General features: G+C 59.6%; 15 protein-coding genes and 2 pseudogenes. 5 read left to right on the top strand and 12 right to left on the bottom strand.

Going from position 1 to position 21,772, the window contains the following annotated elements:
• Nucleotides 1–73: 73 nt before the first annotated feature.
• From trbL to Q2941_RS27720, 9 genes are all read right to left on the bottom strand, one after another.
• Complete coding sequence (trbL, locus tag Q2941_RS27760) at nucleotides 74–1,315, bottom strand: P-type conjugative transfer protein TrbL (protein WP_458194328.1); 1,242 nt, start codon at nucleotides 1,313–1,315, stop codon at nucleotides 74–76.
• A gap of 3 nt (nucleotides 1,316–1,318) precedes the next feature.
• Complete coding sequence (gene trbK-alt / locus Q2941_RS27755; RefSeq protein ID WP_458194327.1) at nucleotides 1,319–1,696, bottom strand: putative entry exclusion protein TrbK-alt; 378 nt, start codon at nucleotides 1,694–1,696, stop codon at nucleotides 1,319–1,321.
• A complete protein-coding gene (trbJ, locus tag Q2941_RS27750; protein ID WP_458194326.1) occupies nucleotides 1,696–2,430 on the bottom strand; it encodes a P-type conjugative transfer protein TrbJ in 735 nt (244 codons plus the stop codon). The genes trbK-alt and trbJ overlap by 1 nt, the downstream gene beginning before the upstream one ends.
• The gene (gene trbE / locus Q2941_RS27745) at nucleotides 2,430–4,868 is read right to left on the bottom strand and encodes a conjugal transfer protein TrbE (RefSeq protein WP_458194325.1); all 2,439 of its coding nucleotides are present in this window, start codon (nucleotides 4,866–4,868) and stop codon (nucleotides 2,430–2,432) included. The genes trbJ and trbE overlap by 1 nt, the downstream gene beginning before the upstream one ends.
• An 8-nt stretch (nucleotides 4,869–4,876) precedes the next feature.
• Nucleotides 4,877–5,137 (bottom strand): VirB3 family type IV secretion system protein, encoded by a 261-nt coding sequence (locus Q2941_RS27740; RefSeq protein ID WP_458194324.1) that lies wholly within the window; start codon nucleotides 5,135–5,137, stop codon nucleotides 4,877–4,879.
• A complete protein-coding gene (locus tag Q2941_RS27735; protein ID WP_458194323.1) occupies nucleotides 5,137–5,463 on the bottom strand; it encodes a TrbC/VirB2 family type IV secretion system protein in 327 nt (108 codons plus the stop codon). Before Q2941_RS27735 ends, Q2941_RS27740 begins: the two co-directional genes overlap by 1 nt.
• On the bottom strand, nucleotides 5,460–6,428 hold the full coding sequence (gene trbB, locus Q2941_RS27730; protein ID WP_458194322.1) for a P-type conjugative transfer ATPase TrbB: 969 nt from the start codon (nucleotides 6,426–6,428) through the stop codon (nucleotides 5,460–5,462). The genes Q2941_RS27735 and trbB overlap by 4 nt, the downstream gene beginning before the upstream one ends.
• A 201-nt stretch (nucleotides 6,429–6,629) precedes the next feature.
• Nucleotides 6,630–7,916, bottom strand: coding sequence for an MFS transporter (locus tag Q2941_RS27725; RefSeq protein ID WP_458194347.1), 1,287 nt, complete (start codon nucleotides 7,914–7,916; stop codon nucleotides 6,630–6,632).
• Between the two features lie 121 nt (nucleotides 7,917–8,037).
• On the bottom strand, nucleotides 8,038–8,670 hold the full coding sequence (locus Q2941_RS27720) for a hypothetical protein (RefSeq protein ID WP_458194321.1): 633 nt from the start codon (nucleotides 8,668–8,670) through the stop codon (nucleotides 8,038–8,040).
• A gap of 361 nt (nucleotides 8,671–9,031) precedes the next feature.
• Between Q2941_RS27720 and Q2941_RS27715 the strand changes: the two genes are divergently transcribed.
• Complete coding sequence (locus Q2941_RS27715; protein WP_458194346.1) at nucleotides 9,032–9,301, top strand: transposase; 270 nt, start codon at nucleotides 9,032–9,034, stop codon at nucleotides 9,299–9,301.
• Here the strand turns inward: Q2941_RS27715 and istB are convergent.
• A pseudogene (gene istB, locus Q2941_RS27710) lies at nucleotides 9,286–10,115 on the bottom strand (IS21-like element helper ATPase IstB). The gene Q2941_RS27715 and the pseudogene istB overlap by 16 nt on opposite strands.
• Nucleotides 10,115–11,433, bottom strand: a pseudogene (istA, locus tag Q2941_RS27705) (IS21 family transposase). Before istA ends, istB begins: the two co-directional pseudogenes overlap by 1 nt.
• Before the next feature lie 468 nt (nucleotides 11,434–11,901).
• On the opposite strand from istA, the gene Q2941_RS27700 reads away from it, so the two are divergent.
• Both Q2941_RS27700 and Q2941_RS27695 read left to right on the top strand, forming a co-directional pair.
• Nucleotides 11,902–13,245 (top strand): ParB N-terminal domain-containing protein, encoded by a 1,344-nt coding sequence (locus Q2941_RS27700; protein ID WP_458194320.1) that lies wholly within the window; start codon nucleotides 11,902–11,904, stop codon nucleotides 13,243–13,245.
• On the top strand, nucleotides 13,203–14,237 hold the full coding sequence (locus tag Q2941_RS27695; RefSeq protein ID WP_458194319.1) for a DNA adenine methylase: 1,035 nt from the start codon (nucleotides 13,203–13,205) through the stop codon (nucleotides 14,235–14,237). The genes Q2941_RS27700 and Q2941_RS27695 overlap by 43 nt, the downstream gene beginning before the upstream one ends.
• A 1,275-nt stretch (nucleotides 14,238–15,512) precedes the next feature.
• On the opposite strand, the gene Q2941_RS27690 is transcribed toward Q2941_RS27695, so the two are convergent.
• A complete protein-coding gene (locus Q2941_RS27690; RefSeq protein ID WP_458194318.1) occupies nucleotides 15,513–17,315 on the bottom strand; it encodes an ABC transporter ATP-binding protein in 1,803 nt (600 codons plus the stop codon).
• Between the two features lie 1,537 nt (nucleotides 17,316–18,852).
• On the opposite strand from Q2941_RS27690, the gene cysD reads away from it, so the two are divergent.
• Entirely contained in the window at nucleotides 18,853–19,788 is a 936-nt protein-coding gene (cysD, locus tag Q2941_RS27685) for a sulfate adenylyltransferase subunit CysD (protein WP_458194317.1), read from the top strand.
• Nucleotides 19,788–21,680: a sulfate adenylyltransferase subunit CysN gene (cysN, locus tag Q2941_RS27680; RefSeq protein ID WP_458194316.1), complete on the top strand. Its 1,893-nt coding sequence runs from the start codon at nucleotides 19,788–19,790 to the stop codon at nucleotides 21,678–21,680. Before cysD ends, cysN begins: the two co-directional genes overlap by 1 nt.
• The last annotated feature ends 92 nt before the right edge of the window (nucleotides 21,681–21,772 follow it).

Below are 21,772 nucleotides of genomic sequence, written 5' to 3'. Positions count from 1 at the left end.
TCTCCTTGAAGCTAAAGGCGCCGCCTTGAGTGCCGCCGGCCGGAAAGGATGAAAGACGTCTTAGCCGCCATCGTTAGTCTTTCTCCCTGAGATCGACCGATGCGCCGCCACTTCCGTGATCGCCGGAACGAACCGCATTTGCCGCGGCTGTCGCGCCCTGGTGAATGGCCTGTGCGCGCTTTGCCCGGCGCGCCCAGGCGGGCACGTCCTCGGATGTCGTACCTGAGGGATCTTCGTTAGTCACATCGCTGGCCGTGCCGCCGCTTGCGCCAAGGCGAGCAGCGAGGAAACGCAAAGGACTCGCCGCGGCAGAGGCGCCGGCTTGCGCAACACCGGCCAGACCTCCTGCGCGAAAAGCGCTAGCGGTTCCGCTCGCGATGGCCGCCCCGCCCCTTGCTGCAGTCGCGATGGCGCCGCCCGCAAGTCCAACTCCACCTGCAGCAACGCCGGCTGCGGCGGCAACCACTCCTCCTGCGGCGAGACCCGTGCCGGCGGCGGCCCCAGCACCGAGCTGCGGACCGCCGGAAACGATGCCGTTGGCGATTCCGGGGCCGAAGATCCCGAGGCCCAGCAGTGACAATGCGGCAAGGACCAGCGCCATTGCATCCTCGACCGTCGGCTGATTACCTCCAAAGCCGGAGGTGAACTGACCAAACAGGGTCGATCCGATGCCGACGATGACCGCGAGCACCAGGACCTTGACCCCGGACGAGATGACGTTGCCGAGAACGCGCTCGGCCGCAAACGCCGTCTTTCCAAAGAGCCCAAATGGGATCAGCACAAAACCAGCGAGAGTAGTCAGCTTGAACTCGATCAGGGTGACGAACAGCTGGATTGCCAGGATGAAGAAGGCGAGCAGCACCACGATCCAAGCGAACAGCAGGACCGTGATCTGAACGAAGTTTTCGAAGAAGCTGACATAGCCCATCAGCCCCGAGATCGATTCAAGGATCGGCCGCCCGGCATCAAGTCCAACCTGAGCGATCTTTCCTGGTCTTAAAAAATCCGCCGATGACAGGCCGGTCCCGGATGCCTTCAGTCCAAGACCAGCGAAGCTCTCGAACACGATCCGAGCCAAGCTGTTCCAATTGCCGATGAGGTACGCGAAGACACCGACAAACAGCGTTTTTCTGACAAAGCGGGCGATGATCTCGTCATCAGCGCCCCAGGACCAGAACAGCCCGGCGAGCGTGATGTCGATCGCAGCAAGCGTAGTCGCGACGTATCCGACTTCGCCCCCGACCAGGCCGAATCCGGAGTCGATGTAGCGGGTGAAGGTTTCCAGGAATTGATCGATGACGCCAGTACCGCCCATCGCTCACTCGTCATTGGTGGGAATAGTGGGATAGCCGGATGGCAGACGGCTCTCATCCTTGCCACGCTGAGGCGATGATGCGTCTGGATTAGTTTGGCTAATACTCGCTCCTGAGGATCCTCGGCCAAAGCCTAAGAATTCACGGCGCTTCTCGGCCCAGAGCTTCCGGCACGCGAGCAGAGCATCTTTCTGCTCGTATTGAACCGTCCGGCATTGCTCGAGCTTTGCGGCGACCGAGTCAGAAGACTCTTCCGCGATCGACGCCTCAGACGGAGCCTGATCTTGATCGCCGTGTAGCCGGATCGCGCAAGCCGCAACAACCAAGACAGCAAGCGTCACCGCCAATACCATCGGGAGCTTTTCAAGTTTGTTCTTCGACATTAGTGGAACATCTGCACTGTTGTGGGTTGGTAACCTTGCCCCTGCGTCAGAAAACGCCTGAGCTGCTCCCTGCCCTGATCCTGGGCGGCCGCTCGCTGAGCCTGCTCCAAAGTCTGCGCACGCCCCTGCGCAGCAATTGCCGCCGTGAGATCTGTGAGCTGCTGGTTTTGCAGCGCGAGCAGCTGATTGCCGGCCTGGCTCGCCTGCAGCGCACCACTGGCGCCCTGACTCGCACTCACGAGGGCCGACATCTGGGTACGGTTGGTGTCGAGATTGCCGACCACAGTCGCCTGCACACGCATGGCGTCCTGCAAGCCGGTAACAGCGTTCTGCCAGCGGGTTTGCGCATTCGCGATCAGCGCCTGGTCGGACTGGCCGCCAGAAGCCGGTGCGTAGGTGGATGAGAAGGCGCGATCGATCTGCTGGACATCATAGGCAATACGCTGGGCCTGGCCGAGCAATTGCTGGGTACGCTGGATCGACTGCTCGAGCTGCTGCAATGAGGAATACGGCAGGCTAGCCAGGTTTTTTGCCTGGTTGATCAGCATCATCGACTGGTGTTGCAGCGATGTGATCTGGTTATTGATCTGCTGCAATTCGCGCGCGGCGGTCAGCACGTTCTGCGCGTAATTGTTGGGATCGAACACGATCCACTGTGCCGTCGCCTCGCGTGGCATTTGGACCACGGCAGCAGCGATCAAGCCCACTGCTATTAGCTGAGCTAATCGTCTCATCAGAGGCTCCCCGTCTTTGCAAGTTGCGGAATGAGGTCGCAGGCCCAGGCGAGCTCGCGCGCCTTGAGCCAACCCGTCACGAAATTCTCCCGGCCGTGCTCGGCCAGGACACGGTCGATCAGGACCTGGTCGGCCTTCGAGGAGCTGGCTGTGAACGCGAGCGCGACCTCACCTAATCCCAGCTCGAACAGGCGATTGCCCCGACGGGACTGGCAGTAATAGTCCCGCTTGGGTGTCGCGCGAGCCAGGATCTCGATCTGCCGATCGTTAAGCCCAAAGCGGCGGTAAATTGCCGTGATCTGCGGCTCGATGGCGCGGTCGTTGGGCAGCAGGATCCGGGTCGGACAGCTTTCGATGATGGCCGGCGCAATGGCCGAGCCGTCGATATCGGCAAGCGACTGGGTCGCAAAGACAACGGAGGCGTTCTTCTTGCGAAGCGTTTTTAGCCATTCGCGCAGTTGCCCGGCAAAATGGGCGTCATCGAGCGCGAGCCAGCCCTCATCAATGATGAGAAGGGTTGGCCGGCCATCAAATCGCTCTTCAATCCGGTGGAACAGATATGAAAGGACAGCAGGAGCAGCCGCGGTCCCGATCAAGCCGTCGGTCTCAAACACCTGGACCGAGGAGCCACCGAAGTGCTCGCTTTCCGCGTCGAGCAGGCGATCATATGGACCGCCCAGACAATAAGGCTGCAGCGCGCGCTTTAGGATATTGGACTGAAGAAGCACCGATAGCCCTGTAAGGGTGCGCTCAGGGGCAGGAGCCGAAGCCAAAGAATTGAGCGCGGACCATATGTGCTCTCTGACCTCAGGTGTGAGCTCGATCCGTTCGCGGGAGAGAATCGAGGCAATCCATTCGGCCGCCCACCCCCGTTCGGAGATTTCATTAATCTTTGCAAGCGGCTGCAACGCAACGAAATCGGAGGATTCTCCGGCGACCGCGCCGCCGAGATCATGCCAGTCTCGGCCCATTGCGATGGCCGCGGCCCGGATCGAGGCGCCAAAGTCGAAGGCAAAGATCTGTGCCTCAGGATAGCGGCGGAACTGTAAGGCCATCAGCGCCAGGAGAACGGACTTGCCGGCCCCGGTCGGCCCTATAATAAGAGTGTGCCCGACATCCCCGACATGCAGGCAAAACCGGAACGGCGTCGACCCTTCCGTCTTGCCAAAGAACAGCGGCGGCGCCTGAAAGTGATGGTCCCTCACCTCCCCCGCCCATACGGCCGATAGCGGGATCATATGGGCGAGGTTAAGGGTCGAAATCGGCGGCTGGCGGACATTGGCGTAGACGTGTCCGGGCAGGCTGCCGAGCCAAGCCTCGATCGCGTTAACGGTTTCGATCATGCAGGTGAAGTCGCGCCCCTGGATGACCTTCTCGACCAGCCGCAGCTTTTCGTCGGCTACGCGAGGATTGGTATCCCAGACGGTAACAGTTGCTGTGACAAATGCTTCTCCAATTTGATCTGAGCCCAGCTCCTGAAGGGCCGCATCGGCATCGATTGCCTTGTTGCTCGCATCAGTATCAAGGAGAGCTGAGGCCTCGTTGGTCATCACCTCTTTGAGGATCGCCGCGATTGACTTGCGCTTGGCGAACCACTGACGCCGGATTCTTGTGAGAATCTTTACGGCATCGGCCTTGTCGAGCATGATGGCCCGGGTCGACCAGCGATACGGGAAGGCCAAGCGGTTGAGATCATCGAGAATCCCCGGCGTCGTCGCAGTTGGAAATCCCACCACGGTCAGAACACGGATGTGGGCGTGGCCCAGCGTCGGCTCGAGCCCGCCTGTTAGCGGTTGATCGGCAAGCAAGGCATCAAGATACATGGGTATTTCGGGTACTCGGACCCGATGTCGTTTAGTCGAGATGGTGGAGTGCAGGTAGGTCAGCGTCGCCTCGTCATCGAGCCAGCCGCATTCCGGCATGAACCCTTCAACGAGCTGAAGCACGCGATTGGTGCGATCGAGAAAGCTGGTCAGCACTTCCTTCGAATCTGCACCAGCCGTCCGATGACCGCCCTCATAGAGCAGCCGTTCTGCAACCGCGGCGCTCTCGGCCGGCGGCAGATAAAGCAAGGTCAGATAGTAGCTCGACTCGTAGTGCGCGCCCTCCTCTTCAAACTGCGCCTTTCGCTCGGCGTCGACCAGGGCGGATGCTACATCAGGAAAGGTGTTCGGAGGATAGGCGCCGGCGCCATGCCGCTGCGCTTCAACGAACAGCGACCAACCGGATCCGAGACGGCGCAGGGCATTGTTCAACCGGCCGGCAACGGCGACAAGCTCGGCCGGCACGGCGCTGTCGAGATCTGGGCCCCGAAACCGCGCCGTCCGCTGAAACGAGCCATCCTTGTTGAGGATCACCCCTTCATCGACGAGCGCCGCCCAGGGCAAGAAGTCTGCAAGACGCGCGTTTGAGCGCTGGTATTCGCTAAGATTCATCATGGGACAATTCACGTGTTGAGGTGACCGGGAATGCGGACGTGGCGGCGCACGACTTCGACGAAATCGGGATCGCGCCTGGTGGCCCAGACGGCAGCCATATGGCCGATGAACCAGATCAGGAGACCCGCGATCCAGAGCCGCAAGCCCAGACCAAGCGCCGCTGCCAGGGTGCCGTTGAGGATCGCAATTGCCCGTGGCGCACCACCCATGAGGATTGGTTCCGTCAAGGCGCGATGGACCGGTGCGACGAATCCTGGAACTTCATCCATCAGATCACCACTCCGCCGCCGAAGGAGAAGAACGACAGGAAGAAGCTCGAGGCGGCGAAGGCGATTGATAGACCGAACACGATCTGCACCAACCGCCGAAATCCGCCCGAAGTGTCGCCAAATGCCAGCGATAGCCCGGTCACAATGATGATGATGACTGCGAGGATCTTAGCGACGGGCCCCTCAACCGATTGCAGGATCTGGTTGAGCGGCTGCTCCCACGGCATGTTCGAGCCAGCTGCCCAGGCGGGAAGCGCGCTGCTCGAAGCGAAGCCAAATGCTGCGATCGCGATGATCCCCGCATTGCGAGGCGCTCGAGAACTCATGGTTGATCTCCTATTGCTGAAAGACAGTAGTCGCCGGAGGATCCGAGCCCCGAGACGCGAGCAAGCTCGGCCAGGCGCCGATCGGCGCCGCGGCCAACAAGCACTGCGATGACGTTGATTGTTTCCGCAATGAGGGCGCGCGGGACCGTGACCACAGCCTCTTGAATGAGCTGCTCAAGCCGGCGCAACGCACCAAGAGCAGTGCCAGCATGGATGGTCCCGATGCCGCCGGGGTGGCCCGTCCCCCACGCCTTGAGGAGATCAAGAGCTTCGGCCCCACGCACTTCGCCGATCGGAATACGATCGGGCCGCAGGCGCAGCGAGGCACGGACAAGATCCGATAGCGAGATCACGCCGTCCCGGGTGCGCAAGGCAACGAGATTCGGCGCCTTGCATTGAAGTTCTCGTGTATCTTCAATGAGAACCACACGGTCCGACGTCTTGGCGACCTCTGCAAGGAGCGCATTTGTGAGAGTGGTTTTCCCAGTGGAGGTACCGCCAGCGACCAGGATGTTGTGGCGATCGGCGACGGCGTTTCGAAGAGCGCCAGCCTGCTCGGCGGTCATGGTCCCGGCAGCGACATAGTCGTCTAGGGTGAACACAGCTACCGCCGGCTTACGGATCGCGAATGCCGGGGCGGCAACGACCGGCGGCAGCAGTCCTTCAAATCTCTCTCCGGTCTCCGGTAGCTCGGCCGAGACGCGTGGCGCACCTGCATGAACCTCGGCACCGACGTGGTGAGCGACCAGCCGAATGATCCGTTCTCCGTCAGGAGCGGACAGGCCTTCGCCGGTCTCGATGAGGCCACCCGACAGCCGATCGATCCACAGCCGACCGTCCGGGTTGAGCATCACCTCGACAATCGAGGGATCTTCCAAAAAGCGTGCGATCGCAGGGCCAAGCGCAGTGCGCAGCATGCGTGCTCCGCGCGAGATTGCCTCCGGCTGAAACGGCTGGATTGTCATCGATGTCCCAAGAGCTGAGGCACCCCAAGCGGCCTCAGATGGGTATGATTAGAAAAGCAGGTCCTTCATTGGCGCAACGAGCGACGCTCGGTGATCGTAGGTTAGCGTAGAAAAAGAAAGATCGAACAGAAATGTCTGGACGCGCCGGAATCGTTGATGATCTCATGGTTAGGCGAGGAGTGGCAGCGCATGCGGCTCGCGCTACCATTCCTCCTCCTCAGGCTCGCGTACGTCAGCTTCCGCTGATGTCACGGATGCCTCGACGGCGCCTCTATTTGTTTCGGGATTGCGGAGAAAGAATTTGGCGAGCCGTCTGCCCAAGTCACCAAACCATGGGATCATGAACCAGCCTAGCGCCAGAACCTGCACCCCAACGGCGGATGCGAACGCGACCTGGTAAGCAATGATCGGATAGTTGCCTTCCTGAACGGGCCATTGGTCAAGGATGAGTCCGGTCCCATATTGGACGATGAAACACCAGCCAAAGTGAAGAACGTTCAAGCCGGCATTTGCTCTGCCAGTGAGCTCTCTTGGGAAATATTCCGCTACGATCGCATAGCTGAGGACCGTCGCTGCGCCGACAATCGAGATGACGATCCATGGCAATAGCGATGGCAATGGCACCCGCAAGATCAATGCAAGCTCAGCCCCCACAAACAGCGCTGTCACTGCCGCGAACAGAGCTTCCGACCCTATCCCGCGTCGGCGTAGCCGATCAGCCAACGTACCAAGTAGCAGCGCGCCGCCGCTGATCCCGAGCGCCATGATGAAGAGATGCGTGATCGAGGATTCGCGGCTGAGCCCTTCGACGTTTGTCATCCAAGGTGCTGCCCACAGGGCCTGCAATGACCAGGCTGACCCAATACAGCTTGCCGAAAGCGGCGCTATCCGCCAGAAACGCCGGTCTGTGTAGATCGCACTTAGTTTTATGGCGGTCGGCTGGATCACGTGTGGTCGCGCGGCCTCAGGAACGGTCCAAAAGATGAGGAGGGCCGAAGCAAAGGTCGCAAAAGCCAAGAGCTCAAACAGCCCACGCCAGCCGGTATATTCCAACAGCCACTGGGCGGGCGTCGTTGCAGTCACCGCCCCCAATGCGCCGAGCATCATCATGTAGCCATTGACCAGGGCAATACGTTCCCTTGGAAACCAGGTGACAATGGCCTTCAGCCCAGCCATGGCTGCGGCCGACATACCGATGCCAATCATCGCCCGGGCGACCAAAAGCTCCAGAAATCCTGTGGACGCTCCAAATAGAGCCGCCCCGCCGCCGGCAATCAATAGGAGCATGCTCTGGACCCGACGTGGGCCAAAACGATCCAGCAGTGTCCCGATCGGAATCTGGACGCCTGCGAAGACCAGGAAATAGATCGACGTCAGCAGGCCAAGGTTGGCAGCATCGAGGCCCAGATCAGCTGAGAGCTGTCCCGAGATCAGCATGTTGATGGTGCGGAACAGATAGGAAAGGTAATAGCCGGCAACGAAAGGCAGAAAAACGCAGCCGATCAGGCGCCAAGTCGCAAGTCGGCGGCTGCCTTCGGATTGCGATGGATTGAGATTGGATCGGCCGTTCGCCGCTTCTTGCGTGCGGATCCCGCGATCGCCGGCCGATTTAGCAGAACGCGTTTGGCAGATTGTGAAAGTTACGGTTGCTGCCGCCCTCCTCGGCGGCAGCGCTCGTATCAGCAGTTGCTAGAATGGTGGCAGAATCCGCAAAGACTTGCGAGACATTGTCAGCGGCATAACCGAAAGCATTAGCGGTATTGATTTGGTCGATCGTCTCTCGCAGTAAGGGCCGGTTCGAGCTCACGCGCCGCTCCACCTGCTCGGCCAGGGCCTTGAATCGCACTTGGCCGAGTGCACACGCTTCACGCTGCTGTGATTGCGGCATGTGAGGTGTGACGGTGAGGTGATAGCGGGCGTGCAGCGCAACCGTCTCGGCGATGACACGGACGTCATTGTCCAGACGTTCAAGTTGTCCGTTTATCCGATCGAGCGCCTCATGAATGAGACCTTCGATCGGCGGTGCTGGATCAAGAAAGCGTTCAAGAGCGGCTTCCACGACCATGCTCTTGCCAACTCCGGGCCGGCCCGTTGCAACTTCGAGACGGCGGAAAATCTGTTCGGAAAGCTGGACGCTGACCTTTCTCGTTACGGCAGGGTTTTGTTTTCCCATCCCCTCGGCAGTATCGGTTTGTTGCAAATTTGGCTCGTTTGCTTCGTCGAGCGCTGTTTCGAAGCTCATGCCCGGCTCCTCCAAGATACAGAAAAGGTCCAGCGCGCTCATGGCTGAGCGCGACGAATCGGTTCAAAATGACAGTGATTGCCCCACCGATGATGGGACGACACAAAGGGCAGGACGGCTGCTCGTTTCAATCGCCGGAGTATTGAAATCGTAGTCTGGCGTAGCCAAAGAAAAGGACGGCGGGATTAATCAAACCAAGGTGCAAGCTATTGGACCCTTCCGACGCGGCTCCGGTTCGGGCTAAACGCTAGCGCCAGATCCCTTGGGGAGCGGTCCACGAAAAGCTCAGACAAATGCCTCTTAGCGGATCGCGTCCTTTCTCCTGCACTTCGGCCGCGCCGAGTGAACCTCCTCCGAATTGATGGACAACTCGGGTCGAAGAGCCAGGAGGTGTCGGATGGAAGGACGTCAACGTCGGTCGACGGATGACTACAAGCGGCAAGAGGTTGATCTCGTAGCGTCGAGCGGGCGCTCGATCGGATCTGTTGCCAGGGAGCTTGGCCTGCGCGATTCCGTGCTACGGCGGTGGGTGGAGCAGCGAGTGGCTCGGCTGGTGTCAAACGCCATCCGGAACTGCCCCCTTTGCGTCATGAAGAACTGCCCCCACCCTCGGGTTCATGATGTCGGTTGAAGGTTGGCTCCGCCGCTGACGGGACGGAGGGAGGCGGAGCCGACCGGAGGGCCGTCAGCGGCGGGCGACTGGATGAGGCCGCTCTTTCGCTTGGCACGGAGCCGGTAGCTGTCGCCGCGGATGGTCAGCACGTGGCTGTGGTGGAGGAGCCGGTCGAGGATCGCGGTGGCGACCACCGGAAGCTGCGGTTCGACGTGATCAGCATGGCGCCGGTTTCGTAGCGGCGGCTGACCAACTGGAAGAACAGATGCGCCGCGTCGGGCTCCAGCGGCAGGTAATCGAGTTCGTCGACAATCAGCAGCTTTGGCTTCGACAGCGCGAGCAGTTTCTCGTCCAGGCGTCGCTCGCCGTGCGCCTTGGCCAGGCCAGCGACCAACGTCGTCGCCGTGGTGAACTGCACCGTGTATCCGGCCAGGATCGCCTCTCGCCCGAGCGCGATCGACAAGTGCGTCTTACCGACGCCCGGCGGGCCGAGCAGCAGCACGTTCTCTCCGTTGGCGATCCAATGTGATGCGGCCAGGTCACGGATCTGCTTTGGGTCGATCGACGGCTGTGCCTCGAAGTCGAAGCCAGCAAGCTCCTTCACGGCCGGGAAGTGTGCGAGTTTCAGCGCCATTTCGATGCGGCGATGATCCTTACGCGCGATCTCGCGTTCGCACAGCAGGATCAGCGTCTCGCGCGCCGACAGGTTCGCGCGCGCCGCCTCGTCGAGCAGGTTGTCGAGCTGGTCGCGGATGCCGGAGAGCTGCAATCGCGCCAGCATGGCCTCGACCCGATCGATTGGTGATTCGGTAGCCTTCCTTGTGCACGCCATCAGAAGCTCCCTCCGATCGCTGCTTCGTATTCGGCAAGAGGGCGCAACAATGAGGGCAGTGGAGAAGGCGCCAGCCCTGCCGGTGTCGCGATTGCCGGTCGGCAGAGCGCGCCATTGCGACCGGCAACCCCGTCGAGGTGAGCGGAATCGACGATCCGCAGCCGGCGCCCCTCCGATTGCTTGTGGACCGCAACCTCGCGCATGCCATGGCGGATGGACACCTCGCCAGCTGCGACCGTCACCGCCACGCGCTCGCCGATCAGCCGTCATGGCACCGAGTAGCTGTTCGCGGCGATCTCGATGGCGCAATCGTTGCCGACGACGCGGGTCAGTTCGCGCAACGATCCGAACGACAGCTGGCCACCGAGCGGCTTCAACCGGTGTGTCTCGTCACGCGCGAAGCGGACGATTGGCGCCTCGCCGGTCGTGCCGTGGATACGCACGTTCGCTATCTCACGCTCCCACTCGGCGAGATGCGCCTCGAATGCCTCCCAGCTCGAAGGAATGCCCCGCCATCGCGTTCTTCTTCACGTAGCCGACGCCGTTCTCCGTCTTGCCCTTCGTGCGCGCCCGATACGGTGCGCAGGCGCGAGGATGGAAGCCCCAATGCTTCGCGAACGCGATGAGCTTATCGTTAAACTGAACCGACCGGCTCACAGCGTCGTGGCGCACCACGAGCGCGCGTGGATTGTCCATCAGCACTTCCGCCGGCACGCCGCCGAAGCTCGTAAATGCACTCTCGAGCCCGGCGAACCAGTGCTCTTGCTTCTCGGCCCGGAACGCACGGACATGCAGCCGCCGCGAATGCCCGAGCGTCGCCACGAACACGAATGCTTTGATCTTCACCCCGCCGATCTCGACCAGACCTCGCCGAAGTCGACCTGCAGCTGCCGGCCCGGAGGTGTCTCGAACCGCGTCGTCGCCAGCGCTTCGGCCTTCAGCGCCTGCCGATAGGGCTGCACGGCGGGTTGCAACGTTCGCCGGCTGACTGCCACGCCTTTCTCGGCCAACAGGTCCTGGCGCACCACATCCGCATTGCCGCGATACCGAACGAACCTCTCGCGCAGCCAACCCTCGAAGCCATGGAGTCGTTTCGGGCGCTCAGGCGACTTGAACGGCTTCACCCCGCCCGCCGCCACGTAGTCCTTCACCGTGTGATGGCTGCAGCCCAGCTGCAGCCCAGCTGCCGCGCAATCCGCTTCAGACCCCACCCACACGCCCTCAGGCGCAACATCTCCGCCACGTCATCCGGCGTCTTCATCACCTGCCCCCGTGGATCAATCCACGACGAGCCTTCCGTGATTCGTTCCTCGTTCATTCGCTCTCTCCTCGGCTATCCAAGGTGGGGGCAATTCCTCGTGACGCCGAGGGGCGAGGGGCAGTTTTCCATGGCGCGCAACAGGCTGGAGCCGACGGCAGCGACGCGGCGCCCCACAACGTACGGCGCTGCCGCCTGAGTCTCGACCGCCCAGCTTTGGAGGGCGTGGTGATTCTTGCTGCTACCAAATGCCTCCCGTTTCGCTCGGCACGGGATCGGAATATTTGTCCCTATTACGACGACGCGCTCGACTTGAGCGCTGACACCAGAACACCTTCGAGCCCACAGACTCCAAAGCTGAGGTCGCTCAGAGACCTTCAATGAAATCCTTCGAAGAAGGACGTCCGCGCGCAGGATTTGAGCTCCAACGAGGCGTTTATCGCACTTATCGCGATGGGAATATTGCTAAATCAATTAAAGCAGCGCTTCGACCTGTAACGGTGGGGAGCGGCCGAGGGGACGGGGGAAATGGCAAGCGTTCAGCTTGAGCTTGATGAACTGCTGCTCGATTTGGACAATCCGCGGATTAGCAGAGCCGATAGTCAAAGAGGCGCACTACAAAAGATAATTGAGGATCAGGACGTCAAGCTCGTCACTTTGGCGGAAAGCATCGTGAATGATGGGCTCAATCCGATGGACCGCTGGCTGGTCATCAAGTCGGCAACTGAACGAGGACGGTATATCGTCCTGGAGGGCAATCGACGTCTCGCTGCGCTGCGCGTCCTTAACAACGCACGGCTTCTCAAAGATCTCGAGGTGCGCGCGCCCGTCAAGCGCCGTCTCGAATCACTGGCGGATGGATTCGACCTAGACGCCGTTCAACCCATTGATTGTTTTGAAATAGTCGACCGGCAAGACGCTGCAACCTGGATTAATCAGCGCCACACGGGAGAGAATAACGGGCACGGCATTGTCAACTGGGGCGGTGTCGCAACGGCTCGTTTTCGAGGCAGAGACCCGGCGCTTCAGGCGCTAGATATGGTCGTGTCACATGGCGCGCTCAGTGAAGAAGAAAAACAGATCGTGGAAGACCGCTTCCCAATCTCAACACTTGATCGCCTCCTTTCAACGCCCTCGGTGCGGAAGAAGATCGGCGTGGACATCACTGAGTCGAAGCTCAAGACGTCGCTTCCCCCGACCGAAGTCATAAAACCTCTGCGTCGTATCGTTCTTGACTTGGCGAGCGGCACTATCAACGTCTCACAGCTCAAAAACAAGGAACAACAAAACACCTACGTCAGCAGGCTCGGTAAGGACCTGCCCGACCTATCCAAACAGTCGGGAGAACTGCGCTCCATCGACGTCTTAGAGGACAGTGACTTCAAGACACCCGCGCCGAAACCGAAACCAAAACCAAAACCGGCCCCGGTGCGCAAGACGCTTATCCCACGAGATTGCTACTTGACCGTTTCAAACGCGAAGATGGCGGAGATTATGAAGGAGCTTCGCTCTCTTCCGCTCGATGCCTACCCGCACTCGATCTCGGTCTTGTTCCGGGTCTTCTTCGAGCAATCGACAGATGACTTTCTGCAAGCGGCGGGCATCCCTCTCAGCGTCAAGATCCCTAATGGAGGGACAAAGGACAAAAACCTGCGGGCCAAGGTCGGCGAGGCGATCAAGGAAATGGTGAAGAAGGGCATCCGCGAGAAGGACCTCGCAGGAGTATCTAGAGGCATCGACGACAAGAACAATCCTCTCTTCGTAGACACGCTTCACAATTACGTTCACAATCGCTTCTTCTCGCCCACTGACCGGGATCTCAAGGTCGCGTGGGACAACGCGCAGCTCTACTTCGAAAAAATCTGGAAATGAAAACTAACGCGCAGACCAACGTAGGGACGACTCTCCTCCACCACTTTACACCACTGCGCTATCCAGGCGGCAAAGGGAAGTTGGCGTCGTTCGTCAAAGCCGTCATAAAGGAGAACGGTCTTTTCGATGGCGAGTACGTTGAACCGTACGCCGGCGGCGCCGCCGTAGCGCTGGAGTTGCTATTTCACGATTACGTTTCCTCGATTCACGTCAATGACCTTAGCCGCCCCGTGTTTGCCTTCTGGAATAGCGTCCTTAACGACACGGAGCGTCTCTGCAAATTGATCAAGGATACGCCGCTGACAATGCGAGAGTGGGACCGGCAGCGCTTCATCTTTTCAAACGCCAACCGCTATGGGGACCTCCGGCTTGGCTTTGCGACATTCTTCCTAAACCGCACCAACCGCTCGGGCATTCTGAACGGTGGCGTCATTGGCGGCCGGGACCAAGCGGGACCTTGGAAGATTGATGCCCGTTTCAACAAAGACGGCTTAATGGAACGAATCGAGTCCATCGCGAAGATGCGAAAGCGCATTAACCTCACAAGCATGGACGCCTGTACCTTCCTGCGGTCCAAGGCAAACGATTGGCCACCCAAAACGCTGGTCTATCTCGATCCACCCTACTTCGCGAAAGGGCGCGACCTCTACTACGACTACTATCACCCAAGTGACCATGCCCAGGTGGCTGCTGAGGTTCCCAAAACGCTTGGCCACAAACACTGGATCGTTTCCTACGACAACGTTCCAACTGTGCGAACGCTCTATAGCTCGTATCAGCAGCTAGTTTATCGGATAGGATACAGCGCACGTGATAGCCGCGAGGGAATGGAGATTATGTTCTTCAGTGACTCGCTGAAAGTGCCCAAGTTGGTGGGCCCCATTAGTCTCATCAGAAGTCGCCCGAGAGGCTCCTTCTCTTCAAGAACCGCACCGCCAAAGAGCAAGCGGTTGGCAGGTTTACAACGGGCTGAGCTTCCCTTGCTGCCTTAACGTGCTCCTAGTAGAGCAGCAGAGCTCTAGTGAGTTTTACTGCCTGTTTCACCGGCCGAACGACGATGCACGCTCAGCACCTCGTCTCAATATTGGAGACGGACGCATTCACTTCGCGCTCCCTGCTGCTGGACAAAGTCGGGTTCTAGACAGGAAGGAGTTCCGCAAATCTGCAAGCACATCAAGCAAGTCTTAACAATGCTGATGTGGAAGTGTCCCGCCCCCCCGAATCGACCAAGTCACGGATGCCGCCGAACCGGGCGCTTGTGCAATTGACTCAGCGGACTGAGGCAGCTGGCTTATCGGCAGGGAATCATCGTTCTCCGACCGACAGAAGCTCTACGACGGGGTAGGCATCTCTTGGCTAAGAGACGCCGCTCCTCGTGCTCTTTCTTACGATCGGCACTAGTGACCTAGTCCTCAGCAAGGTTTTGAGATCGAAGGGCTCAGCCGAGAAATCGGGTGGGAGCAAGCTTCGCGGCTTCCCCTCGACATCACGTACGGGCCCATATTACAATATACGGCGGTTCGTCAGGCGCACGATTGAGGTGACGGTGCACCGTCTGGGTGATATTTGGCTTCGGGATTTCCGCTCCCTCACCCGGATGTGGACGCCTCTTATGCGCTGCCGGTTCGTCAAGGGCAGCACTTTGCTTACTGCTTCCTTCAGACCCCCGCCTCGCGGCGACGCCCTTGCTACCGTTCCCATCACCGGGGCCCTTAGAGGACTCTTACCTCGAAGTCATCGACCGGACACCACTCAGGTCAAATCGCGCCAGTCACAGTGCTCCGCGCCATACCTGGCGCACGGAAAAAAGGCCGCCCCAGATGTGGGGCGGCCAGTAATGTTCGTCGCGGGAGGACGAATACGACGAACGAATTCAGCACATAGCGCGTCAGCGTCACTCGACTCGCGCCGATTGCAGCCGCGGCTCTCTGGATTCAGAACGCCACGGCAGCACGTCGCTTTCTGTATGCCTCGTCTCGAAATAACGCCCATCCGTCTGCCGCTGCACAATAGCCACTTGTCCATATTGATTAATGCAATGGTCCGGATATTGGCGCCGGATTTCAGCGCAGAATGGGTCTTTTGAGGGATTTTCAACGATGTTGGCGACTCACTCCATCCGCGATTTCAGGGACGCGGGCGGCAATTGGCCGAAGCGACTTTCGTGCATGTTGACAGCCGCCGAGGCCTCTCACTTGCACCAAACCCGGCCGCTTGTTGCCGTCTCCTCGCATGCTGTCTCCAGGTCTCAGTACCATTCCTACTTGCTAACCTGCCGCAGACATCCGGCCGAACTCGGTAGTTTGGCTCTCCAACAGCCGCCGATAGATCCCGCTGGGTCGCTTGGTCAAAGCAGCATGCGTGCCCTGCTCGGCGATGACGCCGCCATCAAACACCAGGATGCGGTCGAGGCTGCGCACCGTCGACAACCGATGTGCAATCACAATCGAAGTGCGGCCCTTCATCAGCCGCTCCATCGCTTCTTGGATGAGGGCTTCCGATTCCGAGTCGAGGCTTGAGGTTGCCTCGTCCAGGATCAGCACCGGCGCATCCGCTAAGAAGGCGCGCGCCAGCGCGACGCGCTGCCGCTCACCGCCCGAGAGCTTGACACCGCGCTCACCGACCAGCGTGCCGTACCCCCTGCGCAGGCGCAGAATGAACTCGTGCGCATTGGCCAGCCGCGCCGCCCGCTCGATCGCCCCCATCCCGGCTCCGGGCCGGCCGTAGGCGATGTTCTCGGCGAGCGAACGGTGGAACAGGATCGGTTCCTGCTGCACGACGGCTATCTGGCTGCGGAGCGATTGCTGCGTGGCAGAAGCGATGTCCTGACCGTCGATCAGAATGCGGCCGCCCGAGACATCATAGAGCCGCTGCACCAGCTTGACGAAGGTCGTCTTGCCGGACCCGGAGCGCCCAACCAGACCAACCCGCTCGCCCGCGCTTATATCAACCGATAGCCTGTCATAGAGGGGCGCCCCGTCGCCGCCATACTGGAAGGTGACGTCGTCGAATACGATCTCACCGCCCTGAATGGCGATCGGCCTTGCATCCGGTGCGTCTACGATCCCGATCGGCTCGTCATGGATCGCGACCAGTTCTTCCATGTCGTCGACCGAGCGCTGCAGGTTGTTAATGTATATGCCGACCTCGCGCAGATACGCGTGGATAATGTAGTAGCTGGTTAGCACATAGGTGACGTCGCCCGGCGAGGCGAGCCCCGCCATCCACAGGAGCACCGAGCCGCCGATCACCGATGCCCGCAGGCACAACAGGAGCGAGTTTTGAGACATGGCGGAGTAGTTGTAGCGCAGCCAGGTTCGCCGCAGCCGCATGCGCCAGCGGTTGATGACGCGGGCGAGCCGAACATCCTCACGCCCTTCCGCGCCGAACGATTTTACAACCGCATTGCAAGTTAGTGCATCAGCCAGCGTGCCGCCGATTTTGGTGTCCCAGGCATTGGAGACCCGTGCGGCAGGCGCGATACAGCGGACCGAAAACGTCATCGTCACCGCGACATAGATTGCCGCACCAATCGCGACCACCCCACCCAGCGCAGACCAATGCAGCCCGAGCAGGATCATCGAACCGACCAGCACCGTCAGGGACGGCAACAGGAACATCAGGATTGTATTGTTGAGCAGGTCGAGCGCCCACATGCCGCGCGTGATCTTCCGCACGCTGGAACCGGCGAAAGAGTTGGCATGCCAATCTGTCGAGAACCGCTGGACGCGCATGAACGTGTCGCGCGCCACGTCCGACATCGTCTGAAGCGTGAACGGAACGATTGCCTGCAGACCTATGAGGCGCAGGATCACCGAAACCAAGCCGAGCGCGAGGATGCCGCCGAAGGCGGCCAGCGCTGCATCTCGCGCCGCCTGATTGTGAGGGCCTAACGTCAATGCGTCGACCAGATGGCCGGAGTAGACCGGCATAAACAGGTCCGCCGCCGTTGAGCCGAGGAAGCCCACCAGTACAAAGGTGGCGCGGTAGGGCTGCAGCAGCCAGCGGCGAAAAACGAAAGGAAGCACCGCCCGGATCGCGATGGGACGTTTGGCAGCTGAAGCGGTCATGCCGCGATCCGGTCATGCTCAGCGCGGAGGTTGGCCTCGTCTGAACTTGGCCTCGCGTCGGAAAGGTGCGATCGAGCACCGGCATTCGGTCGACATTGCTTGGCTAAGCGAAGCACTCGACGCCAACCGTCTGAGCCACTCGCACCTGGCTCCATAGCTCTTCGCGGAAGCCTGGCGGTCCCATGCGAGGGAGAACGCCTCCCTTCATTCACCATTATGAGCCTTAAGAATTCGCTCATCATGGCATCTACGCTCGAGGAAGACCTCCCCTTAGAAAGATTACAGTCGCCGCCAAGCAGGCCTCGGAAGCAATTATGCCCCGTTTGCTTCATGAAGCTTCCGAACATGTGAGCGATCGGCGGGAGCAAAGAGAGGCCATCATGGTGTTTTGGGAAAATAAAAGATCGCATTTCATGGCTGCGGGCAAGAGGAGACAGCACACCCATCAGCTTCGGTGTGGCCAGCTTTTTTAATCCATCCCAACGACACGCGGGAGCTCATGCAGTGCCAGTGTCCGTCATCTCAATCAATTGCTAAGACTGGTAGTTGACTTGGGCGCAAGCCGTCTCAAGGCCGATCCGTAGATAACCCGTCACCTAAGTACTGAGTGGATAAGTATCACAATTGGCCTCTTGCCGGACATCGCTTCACGGCGAGGGATATCGGCTGTATGCGCGATAGAGGTCGACCAACTCACTAGTCTGCACACCTGACAACAGATCGGCCACACGGCGATCGAGACTTTCAATTTTCTGGAGCCAACTGCCGCCATTAACGGGTCGAGTGACCGTCAGGTCGGTTTGCCGGTCTAGCAGGAGACGTGTGGCGCCAGAGCCGTGTAAAACGGCGCGCCGATGAAACTCTCCTAAATCATCGCTCGCCCGCTACCAGAGGAGCTGCCGCCGTGAGACTGAGTTCGATCATCAGAGTATCGAGTGCTACGAGGAGATTCGGATCAAGACCACAGGAGTGTCACCATCCGAGTTTTGAATGCGTCGCATCCAAAAAATCGATTTCACCAAACCACATTCTGCCGCGTAGGAAAAACGCCAGCCATTGAGCAAGATGGTAGATTTCCTGTCGGGAAAACTGCGATGAGTATGTCATCATGGACGCGGCAACCCACTTATTGGCGCGGTCTTCGACGACCCTGCACCAATAGCTGTATTGGTGGCCGGGCGCCTGCAAGCGCGAAAAGCGATGTTCATGCCCTTCCGTTCAGGTAGACGGGCCGACGCGCTGCACCGGCGCCTGCCCGCAACGGCTTCGCGACACGTTAAACCAGCGTATGTTGAGGCAGCAACCAAGGGATGAATTGATCGTCACGCGGGCTCGCCCCCAGAATACTATGTCTGTGGCGACGGTGAAGCCAACCTCTATCCCCGCTTGGACCGACCATGGATGAAATACCGCGGCGGGCCGAGCGATCCTTCTCACAAGCGCTGCGACCACTGATCTCACAGGTAAGCCCTCAGATGCGGCACGAGTACCGCAACGGCAATTTCATTGCGCGGGCACATCTCGAGGATGTTCAAAGATGAACGTGCAGGACTTAACCCGACTCAAAACACACGCACTGCCTCAGCATTTGCGGCGACTCGAGGCTGAGTCGATCGAAATTATGCGCGAGGTTGTCGCCGAGTTCAAGAAACCGGTGATGCTCTACTCGATCGGCAAGGATTCCAGCGTCATGCTGCACCTTGCCGTGAAAGCCTTCTATCCGGCAAAGCTGCCTTTCCCGTTGATGCACATCGATACGACCTGGAAATTCCGGGAGATGATCGCCTTTCGCGACGAAACGGCCAGACGCATCGGGGGCGATCTGATTGTCCATGTGAACAAGGACGGCATCGCGCGCGGCATCAATCCCATCGAGTCCGGCTCCGCACTGCATACGCAGGTTATGAAGACCGACGCGCTCAAGCAGGCGCTCGACCTGTACGGATTTGATGCGGCATTGGGCGGCGCACGGCGGGACGAAGAGAAAAGCCGTGCCAAGGAGCGCATATTTTCGTTCCGCTCGGCAGGACATGTCTGGGATCCGCGCAATCAGCGGCCCGAACTTTGGAACCTGTTCAATACCCGCATCCGGCAGGGCGAAACGATGAGGGTGTTTGCGATGTCGAATTGGACGGAGCTCGACATCTGGGAATACATCATGTTTGAACGAATCTCCGTCGTCCCGCTCTATTTTGCGAAACAGCGACCCGTGGTGCATCGGAACGGCACGTTGATCATGATGGACGACGAGCGGCTCCCGCTTCGGCCAAATGAGACCGCCGAGATGCGGACGATCCGCTTCCGCACCCTTGGGTGCTACCCCCTGAGCGGGGCCATTGAGTCGGAAGCCACGACCATCGAGGACATCGTAGCCGAAATGCGCCTTGCGAAAGTATCGGAGCGCCAGGGGCGTCTCATCGACACTGATGAGGCAGCGTCGATGGAGAGGAAGAAGCGGGAAGGATACTTTTGATGGATACGGACGCTGTTCGTTGCCTCGGCGAGCCCGTTAGCAAAGATCAACTGCGGTTCATCACCTGCGGCTCTGTGGATGACGGCAAATCGACGCTGATCGGGCGCCTCTTGCACGACAGCAAGATGATCTATGAGGACCATCTGCAGGCGCTCACGCGCGACAGCGTTAAGCACGGCACGACGGGCGAAGAGATCGACTTTGCCCTGTTGGTCGATGGCCTGGAAGCTGAACGCGAACAAGGTATTACCATCGACGTCGCCTACCGGTTCTTCACCACGTCGCGCCGATCGTTCATGGTCGCCGATACGCCAGGTCACGAACAATATACCCGCAATATGGCGACCGGCGCCTCCAACGCGCAGCTCGCCATCATTCTGATCGATGCGCGCAAGGGAGTCCTGGTGCAAACCAGGCGCCACTCGTTCATCTGCTCGCTATTGGGCATCCGGCATGTCCTTGTCGCCGTTAATAAAATTGACCTCGTTGACTACCGGAAGGATGTCTACGACGGCATCGTGAGCGACTACGTCGGCTTTGCTTCGGCGCTCGGCTTCAAGTCGATCGTACCAATCCCGATTTCTGCCAGACACGGCGACAACATCATCTACCGATCCGGCAACACCGATTGGTATCACGGCCAGTCCCTGCTGGATTACCTCGAGACTATCGATATTCAGCCCGAGACGACCGACCTGCCCTTCCGCTTTCCGGTACAGTGGGTGAACCGCCCCAATCTGGATTTCCGGGGGTATGCGGGGACGATCGCCTCGGGAAAAATCGCGGTTGGCGACGAAATCATCGTGGCGGCTTCGGGTCGCAGCTCGCGCGTGATGCGGATTGTGACCGGTGATGGTGATCTTGCAGGTGCAGAAACTGGCGATGCAGTAACCATCGCGCTCGAAGATGAGATCGATATCAGCCGCGGCGATGTCTTGGCAGGTCCCACGCAGCGCCCCGAGGTCGCCGACCAGTTTGCCGCTCATCTGATCTGGATGGATGAAGAGCCAATGATGCCGGGCCGCTCCTATGCATTTCGGATTGGCACGCAATCGATTGCTTCCGGCAACGTCACGCGTATCAAATACAAGATCGACGTCAATACCCGTGAGCCTCCCCTTGCGGCGGCCACGCTGGGCCTCAACGATATCGGCTTCTGTCACGTCGCGACCACTCGGCCTGTGAGCTTCGATCCGTACCACGTCAATCGGCGCACCGGGTCCTTCATCGTGATCGACCGTTACACCAACCGTACGGTTGGTGCGGGAATGATTGATTTTCCGCTGCGCCGCTCGAGCAATGTCGCCTGCCAACAGCTGACGATCGGCATGCAAGAACGTGCCGCGCTCAAACGGCAGAAGCCGTGCATCATCTGGCTGACCGGCCTTTCCGGCTCCGGCAAGTCGACGATTGCCAATATCGTCGACCAAAAGCTGTTCGCGATGTCGCATCACACGATGCTGCTGGACGGCGACAATTTCCGTCACGGCCTCAATTGCGATCTCGCTTTCACTGAAGCAGATAGGATCGAAAACATTCGACGAGCTGGTGAAGTGGCGAAACTGATGCTTCAAAGCGGCCTGATCGTCGTCTGCTCGTTTATCTCACCCTATAAGGCGGAGCGGGACATGGTCCGCAACCTCGTGGGGAAGGGCGAATTCGTCGAGGTTTTTGTGGATACGCCAATAGACGAATGCGTCCGTCGCGATCCGAAGGGCCTTTATTCCAGGGCAAAGTCAGGCAATATCAAGAACTTTACTGGCATCGATGCCCCGTACGAAGCGCCGAACGCGCCGGAGGTGCACTTGAAGACACTGGACGAGCCAGCGGAGCAGTTGGCGGATCGGGTTCTGGATGCGCTTGCCACACAAGGGATTATTTCCCTGACATAGCCGGACAGAGGTACCCAACGCGACATCAAATGGGGCGAAGTTAGCTTCGCCCCATTTCAACTGCTTAAATCTTCGGCTGGAAACTAATCACG

The sequence above is a fragment of the Bradyrhizobium sp. UFLA05-153 genome (assembly GCF_054185185.1).
This window is presented reverse-complemented; position numbering and strand designations above follow the sequence as displayed.